The 22,358-nt window shown below is 73.0% G+C and carries 17 protein-coding genes; 9 read left to right on the top strand and 8 right to left on the bottom strand.

Annotated features, from left to right (window positions below; translation table 11 throughout):
* Window positions 1–783, bottom strand: a 783-nt coding sequence (locus VGN18_RS17395; protein ID WP_327540981.1) for an ABC transporter permease, incomplete at its 3' end; no start/stop codon positions are given.
* A gap of 165 nt (window positions 784–948) precedes the next feature.
* On the opposite strand from VGN18_RS17395, the gene VGN18_RS17390 reads away from it, so the two are divergent.
* The 8 genes from VGN18_RS17390 (at window position 949) to VGN18_RS17355 (ending at window position 9,166) form a co-directional block, all read left to right on the top strand.
* Window positions 949–1,215 carry a DUF1876 domain-containing protein gene (locus tag VGN18_RS17390; protein ID WP_327540980.1) on the top strand — a complete coding sequence of 89 codons (267 nt, stop codon included), beginning with the start codon at window positions 949–951 and terminating at the stop codon, window positions 1,213–1,215.
* A gap of 10 nt (window positions 1,216–1,225) precedes the next feature.
* A complete protein-coding gene (locus VGN18_RS17385; protein ID WP_327540979.1) occupies window positions 1,226–3,313 on the top strand; it encodes a glycosyl hydrolase family 65 protein in 2,088 nt (695 codons plus the stop codon).
* Window positions 3,310–3,996, top strand: a complete 687-nt coding sequence (locus VGN18_RS17380; protein WP_327540978.1) for a universal stress protein — start codon at window positions 3,310–3,312, stop codon at window positions 3,994–3,996. Before VGN18_RS17385 ends, VGN18_RS17380 begins: the two co-directional genes overlap by 4 nt.
* 57 nt (window positions 3,997–4,053) lie before the next feature.
* Window positions 4,054–4,263: a hypothetical protein gene (locus tag VGN18_RS17375; protein ID WP_327540977.1), complete on the top strand. Its 210-nt coding sequence runs from the start codon at window positions 4,054–4,056 to the stop codon at window positions 4,261–4,263.
* A 9-nt stretch (window positions 4,264–4,272) separates the two neighbouring features.
* Window positions 4,273–5,373, top strand: a complete 1,101-nt coding sequence (locus VGN18_RS17370; RefSeq protein ID WP_327540976.1) for a glycosyltransferase family 4 protein — start codon at window positions 4,273–4,275, stop codon at window positions 5,371–5,373.
* Window positions 5,370–7,493, top strand: coding sequence for a glycogen debranching N-terminal domain-containing protein (locus VGN18_RS17365; RefSeq protein WP_327540975.1), 2,124 nt, complete (start codon window positions 5,370–5,372; stop codon window positions 7,491–7,493). The genes VGN18_RS17370 and VGN18_RS17365 overlap by 4 nt, the downstream gene beginning before the upstream one ends.
* Window positions 7,494–7,545: 52 nt before the next feature.
* Window positions 7,546–8,169 carry a GyrI-like domain-containing protein gene (locus VGN18_RS17360; RefSeq protein ID WP_327540974.1) on the top strand — a complete coding sequence of 208 codons (624 nt, stop codon included), beginning with the start codon at window positions 7,546–7,548 and terminating at the stop codon, window positions 8,167–8,169.
* 88 nt (window positions 8,170–8,257) lie between these two features.
* Window positions 8,258–9,166 carry a fructose bisphosphate aldolase gene (locus tag VGN18_RS17355; RefSeq protein ID WP_327540973.1) on the top strand — a complete coding sequence of 303 codons (909 nt, stop codon included), beginning with the start codon at window positions 8,258–8,260 and terminating at the stop codon, window positions 9,164–9,166.
* On the opposite strand, the gene VGN18_RS17350 is transcribed toward VGN18_RS17355, so the two are convergent.
* Window positions 9,142–10,659, bottom strand: coding sequence for a GAF domain-containing protein (locus VGN18_RS17350; RefSeq protein ID WP_327540972.1), 1,518 nt, complete (start codon window positions 10,657–10,659; stop codon window positions 9,142–9,144). The genes VGN18_RS17355 and VGN18_RS17350 overlap by 25 nt on opposite strands.
* 89 nt (window positions 10,660–10,748) lie before the next feature.
* Window positions 10,749–12,548 carry an AMP-dependent synthetase/ligase gene (locus tag VGN18_RS17345; RefSeq protein WP_327540971.1) on the bottom strand — a complete coding sequence of 600 codons (1,800 nt, stop codon included), beginning with the start codon at window positions 12,546–12,548 and terminating at the stop codon, window positions 10,749–10,751.
* 274 nt (window positions 12,549–12,822) lie between these two features.
* Here VGN18_RS17345 and VGN18_RS17340 point away from each other — a divergent pair, with 274 nt between their 5' ends.
* Window positions 12,823–13,953: a hypothetical protein gene (locus tag VGN18_RS17340; RefSeq protein WP_327540970.1), complete on the top strand. Its 1,131-nt coding sequence runs from the start codon at window positions 12,823–12,825 to the stop codon at window positions 13,951–13,953.
* A gap of 22 nt (window positions 13,954–13,975) precedes the next feature.
* Here VGN18_RS17340 and VGN18_RS17335 read toward each other — a convergent pair whose 3' ends face one another.
* The 5 genes from VGN18_RS17335 to VGN18_RS17315 form a co-directional block, all read right to left on the bottom strand.
* Window positions 13,976–14,527, bottom strand: coding sequence for a YbhB/YbcL family Raf kinase inhibitor-like protein (locus tag VGN18_RS17335; protein ID WP_327540969.1), 552 nt, complete (start codon window positions 14,525–14,527; stop codon window positions 13,976–13,978).
* A 16-nt stretch (window positions 14,528–14,543) separates the two neighbouring features.
* Window positions 14,544–15,092 carry a hypothetical protein gene (locus VGN18_RS17330; RefSeq protein ID WP_327540968.1) on the bottom strand — a complete coding sequence of 183 codons (549 nt, stop codon included), beginning with the start codon at window positions 15,090–15,092 and terminating at the stop codon, window positions 14,544–14,546.
* A gap of 11 nt (window positions 15,093–15,103) precedes the next feature.
* Complete coding sequence (locus tag VGN18_RS17325; protein ID WP_327540967.1) at window positions 15,104–18,976, bottom strand: hypothetical protein; 3,873 nt, start codon at window positions 18,974–18,976, stop codon at window positions 15,104–15,106.
* A 94-nt stretch (window positions 18,977–19,070) separates the two neighbouring features.
* Window positions 19,071–20,648 (bottom strand): multicopper oxidase domain-containing protein, encoded by a 1,578-nt coding sequence (locus VGN18_RS17320; protein ID WP_327540966.1) that lies wholly within the window; start codon window positions 20,646–20,648, stop codon window positions 19,071–19,073.
* A gap of 11 nt (window positions 20,649–20,659) precedes the next feature.
* Entirely contained in the window at window positions 20,660–22,312 is a 1,653-nt protein-coding gene (locus VGN18_RS17315; protein WP_327540965.1) for a multicopper oxidase domain-containing protein, read from the bottom strand.
* Between the last annotated feature and the right edge of the window lie 46 nt (window positions 22,313–22,358).

Raw genomic sequence — 22,358 nt, 5'->3', positions numbered from 1 at the left:
CAGCACGGCGCTGCCCCGGTCGGCGGCGGTGATGAGGGCCAGGCTCCGGTCGGCGCGGCCGAAGTCGGCGGCGGTCTGCACGGTGACGAGCTGCGGGTAGTCGCGTTCGAGGCGGGCCCGCAGCGCCGCGATGTCGGTGCCGCTGCGCACCCGCACGAAGACGAGCGTCAGCTCGCCCGGCTGGCGCTGTCCGGCCTGGAACGGGATCAGCGGACGCATCGCGCCGGCATCGCCGAGGGCCTGCCCGGTCGAGTAGATGCCGACGACCCGCAGCCGGTCGCCGTCGATGTCGACGGTGTCGCCGACCCGGGCGCCGAGGTTGTTGGCCGCCCGCCACCCCAGCATGACCTCGCCGGCGGCGGTCGGGCCGAACGGCCGGCCGGACACGACGGTCACCCCGAAGTCGGCCAGCTTGCCCGGCTCGATGCCGATCTCGAGGAAGACGGGGTTGTCGGCGTTCAGCTTCGTCGTGCCGACGAGCACGCCGGTCGCGGCGGCGATGGCGGGCACCGCGCTGATGCGATCGAGCGTCGCCTGATCGATGTTGCTGTTGAGCAGATCCGACGTCCCCTTCTGCGCGATCGTGAAATCGGCCCGCCCCGTCTGCATGATCGACAGCGCGCTCTGCCGCAGGCTGTGATCGACGATGTTGAACGTCACGACCGTCATGACCCCGATCGCGATCGCCGTGGCGGTGAGCACCAGGCGCAGCTTCTTCACCGCGACGTTGTGCACCACGAGGCCGGCGAACGTCAGTCCCGCGCCGGTGCGCCGAGCAATCATGGGGTCAACGATCCGGGCCCGACCGCACCCGCCACAGAGGCGAAAGTCGGGCGGTCGGGACGCCTGGGACGTTCGCCCCACCCGGGCCGTTCCCTTCTGCTCTCAACGGTGACCGGTGGCGCGTGTTTCGGTGGAGGTCCGAGCAGGTCGAGCGGAGGAGCGGACATGGACACGACGAAGACGTGGAGGCTCGGCATCCACATCGACGAGCACGACGACCAGACCCACGCGCGCGCGCACCTGGTGACGAAGGACAGCGAGCTGACCGGTCTGGGTATCGCGCGGCTGAACCCCCGCGACACCGACGTCCCCGAGATCGGTGACGAGCTGGCCGTGGCCCGGGCGCTGTTGGACCTGGCCCACCAGCTGCTGGAGGCGGCGGCCGGCGACATCGAATCCGTGACCCATCAACGCGGCGCCATCTCGCTCTGAGCCGGCCGGCGTGCTCGATCCCGACTGGTCCGTGATCGAGGTGTCGAGCGATCCCCTGCGGCGCCGCATCACCGAGGCGCTGTTCACGCTCGGCGCGGGCGGATTCGGGACCCGCGGGTCGGTGGAGGAGCCCGTCCCCGACTCGGTCGAACTCGTCGTGTGCGCCGGGGTGTACGCCGGGCCGGGGCCGACGGACGGCCTGCTGCCGTGCCCCACCTGGACGGCCCTGGACATCGACCCGGCGGGTGATGACGAGGCGCCGGACGACCACCGGGTCCTCGATCTCCGCACCGGCGTGCTCGAACGGACCACGACCCGCGCCGACGGCGCCGTGCTGCGCACGCTGCGGTTCGCGAGCGCGGCCCGACCCGGTCTCGTGTGCCTGCGCGCGTCCGGGCCGGCCGACGTGCTGCGGGCCGGCGGCGGACCGCTGCGGGCCCCGAAAGGCGCGGTCTCGACCTCGGGCACGACCCGGGGGCGGCAGTGGGTCCGGGTCGTTGCACCGTCGGGCACCGGCGTCGTGGCGCTCGGCACCGAGCAGGTACAGCTCACCGGCACGACCCGTGAGGTATCGCGGATCGCGGCCTACGCACCCGACCGGCCGCGCACTCCCGGCCTCGCCGGCGCCCGCACGGTCTTCGACGACGCGGACGAGGTCGGCATCGACGGCCTCCTCGAGGAGCACCGGGCGGTGTGGGAGCGGCGCTGGGCGACCGTCGACGTCGCGATCCCGGGCGACCCGGACGCGCAGCTGGCGGCCCGCTTCGCGCTGTTCCAGCTGTGGACCAACGTCGCCCGGCACGACGAGATGGCCGCCGGAGCCCGCGGGGTGTCGGGCAGCGGCTACTCCGGGCACGTGTTCTGGGATGCCGACGTCTTCGTGCTGCCGGCCATGACCACCATCGATCCGCGGGCCGCGGCGGCGATGATCCGCTACCGCTGCCGCCGCCTCGACGCCGCGCGGCGCTGGGCCCGGGCGGCGGGCCGCTCCGGCGCCCGCTTCCCCTGGGAGTCGGCCGCGAGCGGCGCCGACGTGACGCCGCGGGAGGGGGCGCTCGGCGGCCAGCTCGTGCCGATCCTGACCGGTGTCGAGGAGGAGCACATCACGGCCGACGTGGCGTGGGCGCTCGCCCATCACCACGCGTGGTCGCACGGCGGCGCGCCCATGCCGCGCAACCACCGCGCGGTGCTGAGCGAGACCGCGCGCTACTGGGCGTCGCGGGTCACCTCCGACGGCGACGGGGCCGCGCACATCGCGGGTGTCATCGGCCCGGACGAGTACCACGAGGACGTCGACGACAACGCCTTCACCAACGGCATGGCCCGCTGGAACCTGCGGGCCGCCGCGCGCCACGCCGCCATGTCGGCCGACCCGGCCGAGATCACGCACTGGCGCGAGGTCGCCGACCGCATCGTCGACGGCTACGACCCGGTGTCCGGGGTGTACGAGCAGTTCCGCGGGTACTTCGCCCTGGAGCGCCTGCTCGTCGCAGAGGTCGCCACCCCCCCGGTCGCCATCGACCTGGTCCTCGGGCGCGAGCGGGTGCGCGCCTCTCAGCTCATCAAGCAGCCCGACGTGCTGATGCTGCACCACCTGGTCCCCGACGACGTGCGGCCCGGTTCGCTCCGGCCGAATGTCGACTTCTACGGGCCGCGGACGGCCCACGGGTCGTCGCTGTCGCCGGCGGTGACCGCGTCGCTGCTCGCCCGCGCGGGACGGGCGGACGACGCTCTCGCCCTGTTCCGGGTGGCCGCCCGGCTCGACCTCGACGACCGCAGCGGCATGACCGCGGCCGGCCTGCACCTGGCCAACATCGGCGGCCTGTGGCAGTGCCTCGTGGGCGGGTTCCTCGGCGCGACGGTGCGCGACGGCGTGCTCGTGCTCGATCCGCACCTGCCGGCGGCGTGGCCCGAGCTGGAGCTGCGGCTGCGCTGCCTGGGCCGCCGGATCCGGGTCCGGGTCGACCGGGGCGACGTCGTCGTGGACAGCGACCGGCCGCTGCGGGCGGGCCTCGCCGGCGGCCCCGTGCTCGACGTGCACGCCCCGACCGAACTCGCATCCGGGCGGGTCGTTGCGATCCGGCGGTCGTCGTCATGAGCTCCGTGGTGGTGGCGATCGTGTCGCCCGGGACCGAGGCCACGGTGACCGGCGCCGCGACCGCGCTGGCCGAGGTGCTGGGCGCATCCGTTCGCCGCGAGTTCGTCGACCCGGACGCCGCCGTCGAGGTCTCGATCGCGCGGTTCGTCGCCCTGCTGGACGAGCCCGACGCAGTGGCCGCCGCCGTGTCCTTCGCCTCCTCGAGCCGGGAACTGATGTGGGGCGTGCTGGCCGGCTCGCGCAAGCCGGTCGTCGTCATGCCGGACAACCGCGCGAAGCCGCCCGCGGCCGTGGCCCGCGCGCTCGTCCCCCTGGAGGCGACCACGACCTCCGCGGCGGCCCTCGAGGAGACCCTGAACGCCCTCGCCGGTGCGGGCGTCGACATCGTGGTCCTGCACGTGCTCGACCCGATGCGTGCCCCCGCCTACTGGGACCACCCGGGGCACGCGGCCGAGGCCTGGGTCACCGAGTTCCTGGCCCGGTTCTGCCGGCACCGCCCCGACGTCCGCATGACGGTGCGCACAGGCGCGGCCGAGGAGAGCATCCCCGACGTGGCGCGGGCCGAGCGCGTCGACCTGGTCGTTCTCGTGTGGTCGCAGCGGCTCGACCCGGGGCGGGCGCGCATCGTCCGGCGCACACTGGGCAGCGTCGGAGTCCCGGTGCTGCTCGTGCCCGCGACCTGACGATCCCGGGTCGAACGCCCCTGCCTCGCGTCGACCGCCCGGTGCTGCGATGGAGCCGTGACCACCTACGGGACCGACCTTGACTTCGGCGGCGCGCTCGCCGCTCCGAGCCGCTGCCCGGACTGCGGCAGCCACAACCTGCGCGCGGCCTGCCATGACGACCAGGCCGTCTTCTTGTGCCCCACCTGCGGGCAGGGCTGGCAGATCGAGATGGGCCGCGTGACCAGGGCCGAGCCCGCGACCGGGCCGACCGTCACGCCGAACTGAGGACGAGCGATGCGCATCGGCCTGATCGCTCCGCCGTGGGTGCCGGTGCCCCCGCCGGCCTACGGCGGCACGGAACTCGTCGTCGACACGCTCGCGCGAGCCCTGATCCGGCGCGGGCACGAGGTCGCGCTCTTCGCCGTCGGCTCGTCGACCTGCCCGGTGCCCACGTCCTACCTCTATCGGGAGCCGCCGACGCCGATGGGCTCCTCGCTCCACGAGGCCGCGCACGTGCTCGCCGCTTCCGAGGCGCTCGCCGACTTCCACCCCGACGTCATCCACGACCACACCGTGCTCGGACCGCTGCTGCCCACCGTCGACGGCTCGCCCCGGGTGCTCACCCATCACGGCCCGTTCGACGCCGCCAGCCGGCGGGTGCTGGCCGAGACCGCGAAGCGGGCCGCCGTCGTCGCCATCTCGCGCTCGCAGGCGGCCGATGCCGGCGCCGTCCCGATCGCCGCGGTCATCCTGCACGGCCTCGACCTCGACGCCTACCCGGCCGGTGACGGCCACAGCGGGCGCCTGCTGTTCATCGGCCGGATGTGCGCCGACAAGGGCGCCGACCGGGCCATCCGCATCGCCCGGGCGGCGGGTCGCGACCTGACGATCATCACCAAGATCCGGGAGCAGGAGGAGCGCGACTACTACGACCAGGCGGTCGCCCCCCTGCTCGGCCCGGACATCGAGGTCGCGGTCGAGCCGGATCTCGGGGTCAAGCTGGACGCGTTGCGCGACGCCGCCGCCCTGGTCAATCCGATCGGCTGGCCCGAACCGTTCGGCCTCGTCATGGCCGAGGCGCTGGCCTGCGGGACGCCGGTGCTCGCCTTCCCGTCCGGGGCCGCGCCCGAGATCGTCGAGGACGGCGTCACCGGCTTCCTGGGCGACAGCGAGTCCGAGCTGGCGGCCTGCGTCGAACGGATCGCGACCCTCGACCGGTCGGCGTGCCGCGCCGCCGCCGAGCGCCGCTTCGGCATGGACCGCATGGCCGCGGACTACGAGGACGTCTACGCCGCGGTGGCCCAGGCCGCTGACCCGCCGCCGCGCCGGTGGCAGACCCGCCGGGTGCGCGCAAGTGAGGTGGCCGCGATCCGCCGGTCGGTGCACCTGCAGTGACCGACCCGTGGAACTTCGCCAGCGAGCCGCCGGTAGCGGACGGTGGCGGCACGGTCACCCTGATCGAAGGTTCGACATTCTGCATCGGAGACGCCTCCGGGCAGGTCTTCCCCGACCGCGCCCAGGGCCTGTTCGTGCGCGACACCCGCGTCGTGTCGGGTTGGCGCCTGACGATCGACGGGACCGAGCCGAAGGCGCTCGCCGTCCACCAGGACGCGCCGTACGCCGCCACCTGCCTCGGCCGGCTGCCGCCGAAGCCCGGCCGGGCCGACAGCACGGTGCTCGTCGTCCGCGACCGGTACGTCGGCAACGGCCTGCGCGAGCGGATCACCGTCCGCAACACGTCGTCCGAGCCACTGGTCGCCGTGGTGGAGCTCGCGGTGCAGACCGACTTCGCCGACCTGTTCGAGGTCAAGGAGGGGCGCTCCCACCCGGTCGACGACCTCGCCGTGCGGATCGGGGACGGCGCCCTGCGCATCAGCCGGCGCCGGTTCGATCACGAGCAGGCCGTCCGCATCGAGGGCTCCGACGATCCGTCGCTCGGCATCGGGGGGCTGCGCTGGGACGTGGCCGTGGCGGGCCACAGCACCTGGTCCGCGACGGTCGAGGTCCGCGCGCTGTTCGACGGCGCCGTGCTGAGCACGACCTTCCCGAGCGCCGATCCGGCGGACGGTAGCGTGTCGGCCCGCCGGCTGCAGGACTGGCGCAGCACCCGGCCGCACGTGCGCACCGGCAGCGCCGCCCTCGCCGGCGCGCTGCGGCGCAGCGTCGAGGACCTCGGCTCGCTGCGCATCTACGACCCGACCCACCCGGAACGCCCGGTCGTGGCCGCCGGTGCCCCGTGGTTCATGGCCCTCTTCGGACGGGACTCGCTGCTGACCTCGTGGATGCTGCTGCCCTTCGACACCAGCCTCGCGCTCGGCACGCTGCGCACGCTGGCCGACCATCAGGGGCGGCGACGGGATCCGGCGACCGAGGAGCAGCCCGGCCGGATCCTGCACGAGATCCGCTTCGGCCCGGCGACCCAGGGCGCCTACGGCGAGCGGACGATCTACTTCGGTACCGCCGACGCGACCCCGCTGTTCTGCATGCTCGTCGGCGAGCTGGCCCGCTGGACCGGCCTCACCGACGACATCCGTGACCTGCTCCCCCACGTCGACCGCGCGCTGGCCTGGATCGTCGAGGACGGCGACCGCGACGGCGACGGGTTCGTGGAGTACGCCCGCAGCACCGACGAGGGGCTGGTCAACCAGGGCTGGAAGGACTCGTGGGACGGCGTCAACGACGCCGCGGGCCGGATCCCGCCGGCGCCGATCGCCCTCGCGGAGGTGCAGGCGTACTGCTACGGCGCGTTCGTGGCCCGCGCCGCCCTCGCCGCGGCCGATGGCGACACCGAGGTCGCGTCCGGGTGGACCGCGCGGGCCGAGGAGCTGAAGCGCCGCTTCAACGACACGTTCTGGCTGCCGGAGCGGGGCTGGTACGCGATCGGCCTCGACGGCGACAAGGCGCCGATCGACGCGCTCACCTCCAACATCGGCCACTGCCTGTGGACCGGCATCGCCGATGACGACAAGGCGGCCGCCGTCGCGGCGCACCTGACGTCGCGCGACCTGTTCACCGGCTGGGGCGTGCGGACCCTCGCCGAGTCGATGGGCGCGTACAACCCGATGAGCTACCACAACGGGTCGGTCTGGCCCCACGACTCGGCGCTGTGCGCCGCCGGGCTGGTCCGCTACGGGTTCGTGACCGAGGCGCACGCCCTCGTCACCGGGCTGATCGAGGCGTCGGCCCACTTCGGCCACCGACTGCCCGAACTGTTCTGCGGCTTCGGCTCCGACGAGTTCGCGATCCCGGTCGGCTACCCGTCGTCGTGCTCGCCGCAGGCCTGGGCCGCGGCCACGCCGGTGGCGCTGCTGCGCGCGATCCTGCGGCTCGATCCCGACGTGCCGGTCGGCCGGATCGCCTGCGCCCCCGCCGTCCCGGCGGCGTTGCGGCCGCTCGAGGTGAGCGGCATCCGCGTCGGCGGGGCCACCCTGACCATCACCGTCGACGACGACGGGTGGCGCGTCGACGGGTCCGACGACGCCGGACTCACCCTCGCCGGGCCCAACTCGGGATGAGGGGCGGCCTTCGTCCCTACCTGCCCCGACGCGGCGGCACGACGCTGGACCCATGCTGACCCACCTCGATCGAGAGCACACCGTCGCCGCGCTGTACCGGGCCACGGTGACCCCGCGGATCGTGGAGGTGCCCGAGCTGACCTTCCTGATGATCGACGGGCAGGGCGACCCGAGCACCAGCGCCGAGTACCAGGACGCGATCCGGACGCTGTTCACCCTCACCTACTCGGCGAAGTTCGCGAACCGGCGGGCCGGCGTCGCGCCGGCCCGGGTCGCGCCGCTGGAGAGTCTGTGGTGGGCCGACGACATCGGCGCGTTCGAGGCCGGCGACCGGGCGAGCTGGCGGTGGACCGCGATGATCCGCCAGCCCGACGACGTCACCGCCGACCTGATCGAACGGGTGGCCCAGGAGGCCCGGGCGAAGAAGCGGCTGGGCGTTACGCCGGCGGCCCGCCTCGAGTCCTTCCGGGAGGGACGCTCCGGGCAGATCCTGCACGTCGGGCCGTACACGAGCGAGGGCCCGACGATCCGCCGCCTGCACGAGTTCATCACCGAGCAGGGCGGCCGGTTCGACCCGATCGCCCAGAAGCACCACGAGATCTACCTCGGCGACCCGCGTCGCGCCGCACCGGAGCGGCTGCGCACGATCATCCGTCAGCCCATCGCCGCAACGTGATCGGTACGCACCGGTAGGGGCGAACGTCCGGGGCGGGAGAACTCCCGGTCCTTGTCGGCAGCGGTCGCCCCGTCGGATGATCGACGGCATGGACAGCGGCACCGGCAGCACCAGCCTCCAACTCGACAAGATGCGCTCCGCCCCCGGCTTCGTGGCCGCGCTGGATCAGAGCGGCGGCAGCACGCCGGGCGCGCTGGCCCACTACGGCATCACCGAGGACCGCTACAGCTCCGAGCAGGAGATGTTCGACCTCGTGCACGCGATGCGCACCCGCATCGTCACGAGCCCGTCGTTCGACGGCGACCGCATCCTCGCGGCGATCCTGTTCGTCCAGACCATGGAGCGTGAGGTCGACGGCCTGCCGACCGCCCGGTACCTGTGGGAGCGTCGCCGGATCGTGCCCATCCTGAAGGTCGACCTCGGGCTGGTCGACGCCGCCGACGGGGCCCGGCTCATGAAGCCGATCACGAATCTCGACGACACCCTGGAGCGGGCGAACCGCCACGGCGTGTTCGGCACCAAGATGCGATCGGTCATCGCCGACGCCGACGAGAAGGGCGTGCGCCTCGCGGTCGACCAGCAGTTCGAGTACGCGGCGCGGATCGCCGCCGCCGGGCTCGTGCCGATCCTCGAGCCGGAGGTCGACATCCACAGCCCGCACAAGGCCGAGGCCGAGGACCTGCTCCGCACGGCGCTGCGGGCCGGCATCGACGAGCTGCCCGACGACGCCGCGATCATGCTCAAGCTGAGCATCCCGGATCAGCCCGGGCTCTACGCCGACCTGGCCGCCGACCCCCGCGTGCTTCGCGTGCTCGCGCTCTCCGGCGGCTACAGCCGCGACGAGGCGTGCCGGCGGCTCGCCGCCGATCCGAGCATGGTCGCGAGCTTCTCGCGGGCGTTGCTGGAGGGCCTGTCGGCCGACCAGAGCGACGGCGAGTTCGACCGTGTCCTCGACGCGTCGATCGCGCAGATCTACCGGGCGTCGGTCGACAAGTAGACGGTGGTCCGGATGTGCCGGATCGTCGCGTCCACGTCCTCGACGAGCTGCAGGATCCGGGCCCGCTGATCGGGGCGGTCCAAGTCGTGCACCATGGCCTGCAGCCCGATGCCGGTGGCGAACAGGTCCGGGATCACGCGGTCGTGCAGCGCGGCCGCTATCCGGTCGTGCTCCTCGATCAGGGTCAACCGCTCGCGGCCGGCGCGGGCCCGGTGCAGTTCCAGCGCGTGGCCGGCCTGGCGGGCGAACTCGGTCAGGTGGTCGAGCTCGCCGCCGTCGAAGCGGGCCCGGCCCGCGCGCCGCGCCACCGACAGCGCCCCCGGCCCGCCGCACGCCGACGTGATCGGCACGACGAGCATCGACCCCGACCGGTCGCCCGACGGTACTGCCGAGGTGGCGTCCTCGACGTGGACCGGCGTGCCCTCGCGCAGCACCGGCCCGGCCGGGCTGTCGTCGAGTCGTACCGGTGGGCCGGCGGCCTCGTCCCCGTCGCCGACCGCGGCCTCGGCGTACACCCGGTCGTCGTCCCCGAGCCGCGCCAGCTCGGCCCGGTCGCCGTCCGCGGCCCTCCTCGCGTGCTCGAGCACGACCTCGGCGGGGTCGGCCACGTCGACGATGAGGGCCTGGGCCGTCGCGGTCGCGGCCTCCTGCCAGTGGCGGCGTCGCTCGGCGTGCTCGTACCGGTGCGCGTTGCGGATCGCGACGGCGGCCGACGTGGCCAGCGCGATGACCAGCTGCTCGTCCTCGTTGTTGAACCCCCCGCGCCGGCTACGGGCCAGGGAGATGACGCCGAGTTCGGTCTCCCGGAGCCGGATCGGCACGCTCAGGTGGCCCGAGATATCCCCGCGGGCGTCGTCCGGGTCGTCGTCGATGCCGACCGCGACCGAGGTCTCGGGCGCGCCGTCGCCGGCCTCGATGCGCACGCCGGCGTAGCGCGCCTCGCCGAGCTCGCGGGCGGCTTCGGCGAGGTGCCGCAGGAGGACGTGCAGGGTGAGATCGCCGGTCACGATGTCGATGGCCCGGATCAGCGCCCGGAGCCGGTCCTGGGCCCGCAGCACGCCTGGCGCCCGGGCGTGCTCCGGCGCGGTCGAGACGGCGAGGCTGACCGACGCCCCGACCAGGTTGCCCTCGACGTCGTCGCGCGGGGCGATCAGGACGTCGAACCAGCGGGCGGCGCTCGGGCTGTCGCAGGCGATCTGCACGGTGACCGGCGAGGCCAGCTCACCCCCGATCGCCGTCCGGATCGCCTCCCCCACCGCGGCGGCGGCCGGGTCGTCGGCGGCGGCGTCGCAGACGGACAGGTAGGACACGCCGACGCCCACCCGGCTCGGGTCACCACCGTTCTGCCGGCAGAACTCGTCCCAGGCGCCGTTGACCCACTCGATGACGCCCGCGCGATCCAGGAAGGCCACCTCGACCATGGGCGACACGATCTCGGCCGGGCCGGCGCCGCGCGGCACCGCGCCCGGTCGGCCAGCAGCGCTGTCGGCCATCTGCCTCATCCCCCGCGTCCGAGGCGTGCCGACCCGGTATACCTCGATCGCCGGGAACGGTCAATCCCGACCTTTGGTGCCTGATCCGTTCAGGTCCTCGGGGCCGCGTACAGCGCCTCGATCTCGGTGCCGAACTGGTCAGCCAGGACGTTCCGCTTGAGTTTCAGCGTCGCGGTCAGCTGCCCGGCGGCCTCGGTGAAGTCACCGTCGAGGATCGTGAAGGCCCGGATCGACTCGGCCTTCGACACGGCCGCATTGGCCTCGTCCACCGCGACCTGGATCTCGTGGTGCAGCCGCTCGTCGGCCAGGGCCTCGGCCGCGGTCACGTCGGTCAGGCCGTGCTCGGCCCGCCACGCCGCGAACGCGGTCGCGTCCAGGGTGATCAGGCAGGCGATGAACGGGCGCCGGTCGCCGACGACCAGGCACTGGCTGACCAGCCAGTGCGCCCGGATCCGGTCCTCGAGCGCGGTCGGGGCGACGTTCTTGCCGCCGGCGGTGACGATCAGCTCCTTCTTGCGCCCGGTGACGGTCACGAAGCCGCCCGCGTCGATCTGCCCGAGGTCACCGCTGTGCAGCCACCCCTCGTCGTCGAGGATCTCGGGATCGTCGACGCCCCAGTAGCCGCTGAACACGAAGTCGCCCCGCAGCAGGATCTCGCCGTCCTCGGCGATGCGGATCGAGCCACCCGGCACCGGCGGCCCGACGCTGCCGACCCGCTGCGAGGCGGGCAGGTTCAGCGTCCCGGCCGCCGAGGTCTCGGTCAGCCCGTATCCCTCGAGCACGGTGATGCCGCTGCCGCGGAAGAAGTGCCCCAGCCGCGCCCCGAGCGGAGCACCGCCGCTCACCGACCACCGCATGCGCCCGCCGAGGGCGGCCCGGATCTTGGCGTAGACGAGCCGGTCGTAGAGGCCGTGCTCCGCGCGGAGCAACGGCGACGGCGAACCGGCATCGATCTGCTCGCTGTAGCGCACGGCCGCCCGCTCGGCGAGGGTGAAGATCGCGTTCTGGACCGGGCCGGCCTCGTGGGCCGACCGCGCCGCGGTGTTGTACAGCTTCTCGAACACACGGGGCACCGCCAGCAGCAGCGTCGGCCGGAACGACAGCAGGTCCTGCGCCAGCTGGGCGGTGTCGGGCGTGTAACCGATGTGCACGCGCGCGCTGACGCAGCTGAGCTGGATGACCCGGGCCAGCACGTGGGCCAGCGGCAGGAACAGCAGCGTGGACGACCGGTCGTTGAAGATGTCCGGGATGCCCGGCGCGGCGGTCGTGTTGCGGTACTGCGCGGCCAGGTTCGCGTGCGTGAGCGGGCAGCCCTTGGGCCGGCCGGTGGTGCCCGAGGTGTAGACGAGGGTGGCCACCGCAGCGGGGTCGACGGCGTCGCGGCGCTCGCGCAGCTCGTCGTCCGTGGTGGGCCGGCCGGCCTCGACGAGCGCGGCCAGGTCGCCGTTCTCGATGCTCCACACGTGCACCACACCGCACCGGGCGCGCACCGAGTCGACGAGGTCCTGATGGCGCTGCAGTTCGACGATGACGGCGACCGCCCCCGAGTCGGTCAGGATCCATTCCGTCTGCTCGGCCGAGGATGTCTCGTACACCGGTACCACCACGGCCCCGATTGACCAGAGGGCGTAGTCGCACAGCGTCCACTCGAACCGGTTGCGCGACATCAGGGCGACGCGGTCGCCGATCCCGATGCCCGCCGCGATCATGCCGCGGGCGAGGGCCTCGACCTGCGCGGCGAAACCGGCGTAGGTGACCGGCTCCCACACGCCGTCCCCGCGAATGCTGAAACCGACCTGCGAGGGGTGCTCGCGGGCGTTGCGCTCCATGTCGTCGACCGCCGTCCCGGCGAGCGCGGCGCAGGCCTGGGTCTCGATCTCCCGGATCATCGCGACCTCCTTCAGCCGTGCATCCCTCACGGCGTGCCTTCGAGCGTCGTCGCCCCGCCGGCCGCCCGGCCAGTGTCCGAAGGCTCACTGCGTCCCGGCATTCGGCTCGGGCCGCCGTCACCTTCGCGGGACCTGCCTCGTTGATGGGAACAGACTCTTTCGACGGCGGGCCCGATCCCGACATGAGCTGCGTGTTTACCGGAATGCGTGCCAGGGCATCTACGTCGAGACCTTTCAGGGGGTAGTCATCGTGGGCTCAGCATTCGGCGATCGTGTGAAGGCCGCCGCAGCGTCGGTGAACCGTCGTGGCCAGGACGTCACGGCCCACCGGCACTTCCGCAAGACCGCCGGCGCGATCATCGCCGTCACCGTCGTGACGGCAACCGCCTCGCTCGCCGCGTCGTCCCCCGGCGGTGCCACCCCGACCCACAACGCGGCCGACACGCTGCCCCCCAGCAAGCCCAACTACCTGCTGCCGGTGGGCACCCTCGTGTCCAACGGCTCGCTGCCCCAGCCGACCCTGGCCGGCGACACCGGTACCAAGGGGGTCCCGGCCGGCACGCCGCCGGTGCCCACGACCAACACCTCGCCGGTCGACCCGAGCATCCAGAACTACGGCGGCGGTGCCGGCACGCTCACCCCGGTCGGCATCGCGACGCTCGCCCTCGAAGCGGGCTGCAGCGCGGCCGCGGCGCCCACGGCCACCGCGGTGTCGATGGCCGAATCGGGCGGGAGCCCGAGCGCGCAGGGCGACATCACCCTGATGACCGCCCAGTGGGACTGGTCGGCCGGACTGTGGCAGATCCGCGGGCTGCGGGCCGAGCGCGGCACGGGTGGGCTGCGGGACTCCGTCGCCAACCAGAACGCGGTCTCGAACGCCGCCGCCATGTACACGATCTCCAACGGCTGCACCGACTGGACGCCGTGGACGACCTACAACGTCGGCATTTACCAGCAGTACCTGTCCGTGGCCCAGAACGCGGTGGACTTCGTGCTCGCCTACCAGCGCGCGCACGGCGGGGCGTACCCGGCCGTCGCCCCGCCGGACCCGACCGCGGTGATCCCGGTCGGCGGTTCCGGCGGCGCAGCCGGCCCGGCCCAGCCGCAGGCCGCGCAGAGCGGCGCTGCGCACCCCTCCAGCGCGCCGAAGGCGACGAAGCCGACCCGCGCGGCCGGTTCGGCGGCGGCCCCGGGCACGCCCCGCTCGTCGGGCGCCCCGCAGCCGGCGGCGTCGTCGGCGGCCCCGGCCGGTCCCGCCGCCCCGGCGACCTCGGCGGCGCCGCTGCCGAAGTTGAGCCTGCCGAACCTGCTGCCGTCGTCGACGCCGAAGATCCTGCCGTCGGTCGCGATCACGCCGCCGACCCTGCCCGTGCCCCTGCCGACGATCACGCTGCCGAAGATCTAGACCACCATCGCGTCCGGCGCGGTCAGCGGGCGAAACTCGCGACGATGCGAGCCTGGCCCACCGCTCCCCGCGCGAGGGCGCTGACGGTGTCGGTCGCCGTAGCCGCAGCCGACACCTTCGCCTTCCCGCCCACGGCGTACAGGGTGAACTCGTAGCGATGCACGGCGCCGGTCGGCGGGCAGGCCCCGACGTAACCCCGCGTCCCGTTGCTCGCCCGGCTGATCTGCGCGGCCGCCGGGATCGCGTCAGCCGAGACCGTGCGCGTGCCGAGCGGGATGCCGGTGACGAGCCACTGCACCCATGGCCCGGGTCGCACGTCGAGGTCGGTCATGACGATCGCCCAGGTCGACGTACCGGCCGGTGTCGCTCCGTGCCAGGTCAGCGGCGGCGCGACATCGGCGCCCGAGCAGCTGAAGGTGACCGGGATGGAACCGCCCCGGGCGAAGGCCGAGCTGACCAGGCTGAGCGGACCGTGCGAGTCCGGCCCCGCGACGCTCGACGTGCAGGCGGCGAGCAGCGCCGCCGCCCCGACGAGCCCGGCCGGCCACGAACGGGCCCGGGGTCGGTTGCGCATGTCGCCCACCGCCGGCTCAGTCCGAGACCTGGACGTGCTTGATCGTCAGCCCGTCCTTCATGACGATCGTGACGAAGCCGCCGCTGTGCACGACACCGCCGGCGTTGCCGTAGACGATCGAGTAGCTCTGGCCCGAGACGGCGTCACCGTGGTGGAAGTGCATGAGCACCGAACTCGGCGTGATCCGCGCACTCGTCCCCTCGACCTCGAGGCTGGGCAGCTGGTTCGAGGTCGCATCGCCGAGGTGGATCTTCGCCGCCTTGGCGGCGTCGATCACCTGGTAGCGCAACTCCACCCCCCCGTTGTCGGCCAGCACGATGACGTCGGTGAACCGAAGCCCCCACACCGCCTCGACCTGCGGCGCGGCCGGGACCGGGGCGGCGGGATGGGCCACCGAGACCGGCGTCGGGAGCCCGCTCGCGTGGTGGCTCGCGAGCCGCATCCCGAGGATCGTCGCGGTGAGCGCCACGACCGCGGCGAGGTAGAGGGCGAGCGCGCGGCGCGAGACCGTCCGCAGCGCGTCGGCATCCGCGGCCGCCCCCGCGGACGGGTCCCGTTCCGACACGATCGCCGCCGTCACAGCTTCACCGCCGACGCCGCGCTCCAGTTGCCCGCGGCGTCCTGCACCCGGACGTTCACCGTGTCCCCGGCCTTGAACCCGCCGATCGTGAAGTTCACGGTCCCGCCCAGGGTGGGCGCGGTCGTCGGGGCCGGGCTCACCGCCGTGGCGTTGCCCGGTCCGGGATCGGTGCCGGTGAAGTACTCGGCCCCGGAGATCCCGCTCGACACCCCGTTGGCCGGGACGTCGTGCGCCGTCACCTGCACGCTGCCGGTGAAGGCGACGACCAGCTTCACCTGGGAGCCGCGGAAGATGTAGTTCCCCAGCTGCCCGCCGCCGGTACCGCCCGTGACGCCGGTCAGCGCGGCAGGGCCGCTCTTCACCCCGGTGTAGTGGAAAGTCTGGAGGCCACCCGGCGCGGTGACGATGGAGATGGTCCCACCCGTGGTCGGGAACCCGGCGGTGGATGCGACCGGCAGGATCACTCCGGCGGCCGGGAGCGGCAGCCGCACCGGCGGGAAGAGCGGTACCTGGGCCGTGGTGGTCGGCGCCGTTGCCGCGGGGTTCACCACGGAGTCCATCACGGGCGCCGAGTGGTCAAGGGTCACGTCGGCCGCGGTGAACGGTCCCCAGTTGCCGGCGACGTCCTGCGAGTGGACCCACACCCGGACGAGGCCGTCCGGCAGGCCCTGCAGGGCGGACAGCGGCAGGAAGGCCGTCGACGTCTCGGTCAGGCTGTGCCCCCACGTACCGCGGGACGGCGTCATCTCGGCGCCCTGCCCGAAGACCACGCAGCCGGCCGGTGTGGTCGGATCGGTGGTGCACTGCGGCGGGTCGAGGATCGTCGTGCCTCCGGCCCGGCTGGTCGGGGCCACGAACGCCTCGGCCAGCAGGATGTCCGCCGCGGGCGACGTCGAGGTCGCGGTCACGTCGAAGGAGTCGACGAGCCCGAGGTTGCCCGGCGCGGCGTCGAAGCCGTTGTTCGGGTTCGGGCTGACGCTCACCGCGCTCGTGCTCGGACCGGTCGTGATCATGGTGAGGGTGCGGTAGGTCGCCGGGTCGGCCGCGGCGTTGGTCGGGTAGTAGAGCCACGGGCTCCAGCGGCACGTGCCCGGCGCGGTGCAGGGCTGCCCGTCCGGACCCTCCTGGGCCCGCACGACGACCCAGTACTGCTCCGGGTCGAGGGTCGGGGTCGGCGGCGGCACGAAGCCGTTCACCGCGGCGAGGGCGGCCGGACCGTTCGTCGTCAGGTCGTAGATGTTGGCCGCCGTGCAGGCCGCCTCCACGCCACTCGCAACGGTCGGTGCGGGTGCCCCCAGCGGATTCACCGGCGTCGGATTCACCGGCGTCACGCAGGCCTGCGCGCCGTCGATGACCCAGCCCGGCAGCGAAGCCGTGGCGGTCGCGTCGACCGCGACATAACCCGACGGCACCGAGTCGAGCAGCACCGTGCCGCCGGTGCTGAACCGGTACACGCCGGCGGTGTCCGGGGCGACCAGCGCCAGGCCGGTGAACGTCGTCGGCGTCGTCGCGGCGTAGGTGAACGCCTGGTCCACGACGGCACCGGTCGACGGGCCGGAGGCGATCGTCGTACCCACGGTGATCTGGCACTCGGTCGGCGTCTGGCACTTGGCCGGGAAGCCGGCCGTCGTGTCGACGGTGAGGGTCGACTGCGGCAGGAGTTGACCGTTCGACGCGGCCGCGACGGTGGTGCTCGCCTGCTGCTGCTGGTTCGCATCGGTCGTGACGCCGTTGGTCACCTCGGGGCTGATCGACAGGGTCGAGATCACCGGGTCGCGCATCGCCAGGGTGAACGATGCGCCGATGGCCGGTCCGGGGTTGCCGGCCGAGTCGGTGGCCTGCAGCCACAGCGTGTGCTCGCCGAAGACGCGGTCGGGTTCGGTGCCGAGCAGGGCCATCAGCTCGACCGAGCTGACGGTGAAGTCGAACGCCGCGGTGGTCGCGGTCGGCGGTACCGGGGCGGCCGTGGTCGGCTGCCAGGGTCCGGTCGGGCCGGGGACCCCGTCGAGCGCCCAGTGCACCGAGCTCACCGTCGCGGCCGTCGCCTGGGCGGTGAAGTCGCCGTGGACGGCGAGCGACGGCACCTGGCCGTTGTCGACGTTCTGAAGGTTCGGGTCGAAGGTCGGGTCGGCGGTCGCGGTCGAGCCGACCGGCCCCACGTCCTTCGCCGTGGTCCCGGCGGTGACGTCCAGGTAGGTGTACATGCCACCGAGGCCGCCCGCGTCACCGTTGTTCAGGTGGAAGCCGGCGTCGTACAGCGGGAACCGGGTCCCGGTGACGGCATCGGCCGGGATCGTCACGAACGCGTCGGCGGACTCGCCGGCGTTCAGGAACTCGGTGTTCTGGCTGCCCGCGTACGGCAGGGCGAAGCCGTCGCGCGCCGTCTCGGACTGCAGCAGGTTGTCCAGGTTCATCGAGTGCTCGCGCAGGCCCAGGTCGGCGTAGCGCAGCAGCACCGAGTTGCCGGCCGCGGCATCGAGCCGCACGTTGTCGAGCGCGGGATCGAAGCCCGCCGCCGACGGGTCGAGGGCGGGTTTGCTCGGGTCGTAGGCCACGCCGTCGATGAAGTAGTTCGTGGGGTGGTACTCGGCCGTGTCGGACCCGAAGGGGTCGGCGTTGAACCCGGCGTCCAGCTCGTTGACGACGACCGTCTTCTCCTGGTCGAAGTAGTTGAGCGGGTCGTGCGCGGCCACGCAGTCGGCCGCCGTCGGCGCGGCCTCGTAGGCGCAGTGGGTGGCATTGGCCGCGGTGGCGACCGAGGGCCGGACGATCAGAACTCCGGACAGCCCCATCGCAACCTGCCGCTCGCCGCCCGAGGTCAGCCCGGCCTCGTAGACATAGGTTCCGGGCCGCGTCAGGGTGAGGGTGCTCGACGGCCCGCTCTGCCCCGGCTGCACGCCGGTCAGGTCCGGCGCGCCCGCCAGCGACGGCACGGTGATCGCAACGTTGCCCGCTTTCGGATCGAGCTGGTTGTGCACGGTGAACGCGAGCTGCTCCCCCTCGGTCGCGATCAGGGTCGGGCCGCCGAGGTGCGGGGTTGCCGCGTCGCTGAGGGTGAAGCCCCAGAACGGGATGGTCGACCCGCCGACCGTCACGCTGCCGGTCGACTTGGCGTAGAGGTCGCAGGTGCGCACCGCGCCGACGGCCGTGCAGGTCGCGTCCGGCGCCGGCACGGGTGGCGTGACGGCGACCAGGACCGAGGCCCGTGACGTCGCGGCCCCGCTGGCGAGCCACAGCGTCGCGGTGAACCGACCGGCGGTGTAGACGTGCGCGCTCGCGGTCGGCAGGGTGATGCGCGGGGCGGCGGGCGTGATCGTCCCGCTCGCGTCGGGGTGGGCGCGCGTGCAGTGGCGGCCGTCGCCGTAGCAGAACGCCCACGTGGTCCCGCGGCCGGCAACCGACTGGGTGGCGTCGAAGGCCACCGGCAGAGCACCGGTGCCGTGCCGGCCGTCGGCGGTCAGCACTGCGGTGAGGGTGTTGGGACGGACCTTGACGAGGTGGGCCGAGCTGATCGTGCGCGCCCCGAGAAGCACGGTGATGCTGGCCGGGTACCGTCCGGCGCGAGCGTAGGCGTGGCTGAACGGGGCCACCGCGCCGCCGGCGCCGACCGAGCCGTGCGCGTCCGGAGCCGCGGCACTGCAGGGCCGGTCGCCGAAGCAGGCCCACCAGTAGTCGCCCACGGCGGCCGTCGACGACGCCTGGAAGGTCGTCGTCAGGCCCCGCAACGAGGCGGCGAGGTGCACGCGCGGCCCGGTGACCCGGTGGGCCCGCGGCGGCGTCGGTCGGGGGGTGGCCTTCGCCGCCGCGGGTACTGCACCACCTGTCGCCGGCGCGACGAGCGCGGACGTGGTGGTCGCCAGGAGCGTCACGACCACGGCCGTGAGTGCCCGCCCGGTGCGCGACCCGCGCCGGCGCGGTGCCGGTCGCATCGGCCCGGACGCGTGTGAGGTCCTCGTGCTCATGTCAGTTCCCCGTCGTGCATTGCGCGTGTTCGCTGAAGGAGTTGGGTGGGTCGATGCGGATCATGGTCAACATGCCGCCCATGGACGCGCCGTAGTTGGTCGCCTGGAACAGGGCGTGGCTGTGCGCGACCTGGTACATCTCGCCGCACTGGTTGTACTGGGTGACCCCGGTCGACAGGTCGGCCTTGCGCCCCAGGTACGGCGTGCCGTTCCAGAACTGGCCCTCGGTGCGCGCCTGCTGCTGGGGGACGATCACGTCGCCGGCCCCGCCGCTGTTGATCGCGTGCGTCTTCGGGTCCCAGTTGGCCTGGTCGACCCACGCGAACTCGGAGTCGATGGTGCCGCCGGGCGGCACCACGATGCTGAACCGGTCCACCGACGCATCGGTCGGGGTCGCCGAGCCGGTCGGGTTGATCAGCGCGTGGGCGTCGAAGCCCACCTCGCGCTCGTTGTTCGAGTGCGGGTGGAACGGGTAGTCGACCGGTCCCGCGTTGAGGTAGCGCACCAGCGCCGGATCGGGGTTGTAGTCCGTCCCCGGCTGGGTGTTGCGGGGCTGGATGTGCACCAGGGCGCCGTAGGGCTGCGCCGGGACGTGCGCGGCGAAGTTGGGCGAGACCGTGTCGGGGAAGCTGCGTCCGTTGATGAAGAAGTACCGGGCCTGGTAGGCGGTCATGTCGTAGCTGTACGTGCCGGACTCCGCGTCCTCGTGCAGCTTCGGGTCGATCTCGCTCAGCAGGTGCAGGTACTCGTTCTTGGGATTGAACGTCGAGAAGCAGGCGAGTCCGCCGGACACCTTCGCGCAGCTCGCGGGGTCGGTGGCCATGCCGGGCGTGGCCCCGGGGTCGTCGTACACATGGGCCGAAGGGGTGCACACCGTGCCGGCGCTCACGCTTCCGGCAAGGCACGGGTTGCCGGCGCGCGGGCGGACGACGATCGCACCGGCCAGGCCCATCTGCACCTGAAGTTGCGGGTCGGTCCCGGATTCGTAGAGGAAGGTGCCGGGGTGGTCGGCGACGAAGGTGTAGGTGACCTTGGTGATGCCGCCCGTGTCGATGCGGTTCGGGGCCGACCCGGCGTCGGCGGCCGCCGGAGTGGCCAACGAGTCCGTCGCGCCGTCGGGCTGGGAGTCGCGCCCGTTGGCCTGCACGCCGGTCATGCCGGGGAACTGCAGCGAGGTCGCCACAGGCAGGGTGTTCCGCAGGGTGACCGTGACCGTGTCGCCCTCGTTGACGCACAGCACCGGGCCGGGGTCCTGGTAGTTCCCGCCACCGATGGCGTAACCCCACATGTAGATCGAGTTCCCGTCGGGCGTGGAGATGTAGCCGTCCTGGGCCGTGAGGACGAAGCTCGGATTCGTCGGCAACGGGGCCTTCGGCGGGTGGTAGAAGTCGGCCGTGGAGCCCGGTGCACACACCAGGCCCTCGGCCTGCGTCGCGGGGACGGGCCCGGCCGAGGCCGACGATCCGAACGTGAGCGGTGCGAAGCACGCGGCGAGTACGAGGGCGGCAGCGGGTAGCACGCGGAACGCCGTGCGGGTGCGAGCCGGCCGGGCCGGGCCGGCGGTGGGGTCAGCTGACATGTCGTCCCTCATCAGACGGCCGGGTAGATCTTGCCGGGAAAGGCTTGGACGATCGGGCTTCCGTCGGCGTAGGTCCAGCCGCCACCCGACTGCGCGAAGTTCTGGACGGTGTTGCCGGCGAGATCCAGCGTGCTGGCGTCCGCCCCGCCCGTCAGCAGGCTGATCTCCGACGAGGACGGTCGCTGGAGGCCGCCCGCGGGGTACACGTGCACCTCTGTGCGCATGCCCCCGTAGCCGGCGGTCGGGTCCGAACCGTTGAGGTAGCCGAACTCGCGGTCGTAGAACGGGAACACCGTCATCGCTGAGACCGTCGGCAGCGGGCCGATCAGGAGGTCACGGCTCTCGCCCGGGCCGAGGTCCACGCGATTCGTCTGGGTCTCGATGTCGCCCCGGACAGCGTCGGGCTCGCGCTGCTGCTGCAGGGCGGTGCCGTTGGCGTACTGGTAGTCCGGGTAGTAGCCGCTGCGGCCCGTGCCGAGGAACTTCGCGTCCTGCCCGATCACCGTCATCGGCAGCCCGGGCAGCACGAGCGAGTGCTGCTCGTAGCCGAGGTGCGAGACCCGCACCAGCACGTACTCGCCGCTCTCGCCCTGGATGAGCGCCGACAGCGGCTGGAACCGCAGTCGCTTCTCGTCCACCAGCGTGGCGCCGCTGCCCGTCATCGGCGCGTCCGGATCGCCCGGTGCGCCCGTCGGGTAGTCGCCTGCGTGCGGCTGGACGGTGTCGGGGTAGGCCCGCCCGTTCATCAGGCGGAAGAAGCCGGTGAAGTCGGTCCAGTCGGTGTCCTGGATGTGCGAGTCGCCGAAGTGGCCCTGCGGGAACAGCTCGGAGAGGTGGAGCGAGAACTGCCGGTCGAACCGGGTCGAGTCGGTGGGCGCTGCGTCGCGCCCGCCCGGCGCGTCGTAGGCGTAGTTGACGCCCTTGCGCGGCGCGATGAACACCTGCCCGTTCATGCCCATCTGCACGTGCTCCACGTCCTCGACGTGGCAGTGGTACATGTACGTCCCGGGGTCGACCGGCAGGTAGCGGTAGTGCAGCGCCTGTCCCGGCGGCACCGACAGCGACGCGTCCGGCACCCCGTCGAAGTAGGCGATCTGGTTGGCGAAGCCGTGGAAATGGATCGTGTGGCTGTCGAACAGGTCGGGCCGGTTGCCCATGCCCAGGTTGAACAGCGTGAGTCGCAGGTCCTGGCCGGCCTGCGCGTAGATCAACGGCGCCGAGATCTGGACGTGGTTCTTCACGTTCTCGACGAGGAACTGGGACACCGACGCCGAGGTCGCCGGGTTGTACCGGGTCACGTCGCGGAACCCGAACGCGTACATGTTGAACCGGTCCTGACGCGCATTGCCGGTGCTGTTGCCGTTGGCCGGAGCGAGCGGGTCCGGGAAGTAGGGCGGCATGGCACGGGCCTGGGCCGGCATCGACACCCAGCCGTCGGTACCGGCGAGGGAGTACGCCTTCACCGGGGCGACGCTCGACGCCAGCCGGGCCGGGCTCGCCTGCGGCGCGCGGTCCCGGCCGAGCAGCAGCGCGGCCCCGCCCCCGCCGGCCACGACCAGCGTGGTGAGCAGGCTGCGCCGCGAGATCGACCGCCCCAGCCCACCCCCGGCGGCGGGGGCCGGTGGCGTCACCCCGACCGCCGGGTTGTCTGCCATTTCACTCATCGGTCCGGACCTCTCTGGCTGGCTCTCGTGCACGGTGCTGGCAGGG

Origin of the sequence: Jatrophihabitans sp., assembly GCF_036000465.1 — a bacterium.
Lineage (GTDB): Bacteria > Actinomycetota > Actinomycetes > Mycobacteriales > Jatrophihabitantaceae > Jatrophihabitans.
This window is presented reverse-complemented; position numbering and strand designations above follow the sequence as displayed.

What these genes read in the sequence shown, in the direction of transcription:
- VGN18_RS17390 (WP_327540980.1), top strand. Translation starts at nt 949, where the DNA reads ATGGACACGACGAAGACGTGGAGGCTCGGCATCCACATCGACGAGCAC.
- VGN18_RS17320 (WP_327540966.1), bottom strand. Translation starts at nt 20,648, where the DNA reads ATGTCAGCTGACCCCACCGCCGGCCCGGCCCGGCCGGCTCGCACCCGC.
- VGN18_RS17345 (WP_327540971.1), bottom strand. Translation starts at nt 12,548, where the DNA reads ATGATCCGGGAGATCGAGACCCAGGCCTGCGCCGCGCTCGCCGGGACG.
- VGN18_RS17350 (WP_327540972.1), bottom strand. Translation starts at nt 10,659, where the DNA reads ATGGCCGACAGCGCTGCTGGCCGACCGGGCGCGGTGCCGCGCGGCGCC.
- VGN18_RS17360 (WP_327540974.1), top strand. Translation starts at nt 7,546, where the DNA reads ATGCTGACCCACCTCGATCGAGAGCACACCGTCGCCGCGCTGTACCGG.
- VGN18_RS17335 (WP_327540969.1), bottom strand. Translation starts at nt 14,527, where the DNA reads ATGCGCAACCGACCCCGGGCCCGTTCGTGGCCGGCCGGGCTCGTCGGG.
- VGN18_RS17380 (WP_327540978.1), top strand. Translation starts at nt 3,310, where the DNA reads ATGAGCTCCGTGGTGGTGGCGATCGTGTCGCCCGGGACCGAGGCCACG.
- VGN18_RS17370 (WP_327540976.1), top strand. Translation starts at nt 4,273, where the DNA reads ATGCGCATCGGCCTGATCGCTCCGCCGTGGGTGCCGGTGCCCCCGCCG.
- VGN18_RS17355 (WP_327540973.1), top strand. Translation starts at nt 8,258, where the DNA reads ATGGACAGCGGCACCGGCAGCACCAGCCTCCAACTCGACAAGATGCGC.
- VGN18_RS17315 (WP_327540965.1), bottom strand. Translation starts at nt 22,312, where the DNA reads ATGAGTGAAATGGCAGACAACCCGGCGGTCGGGGTGACGCCACCGGCC.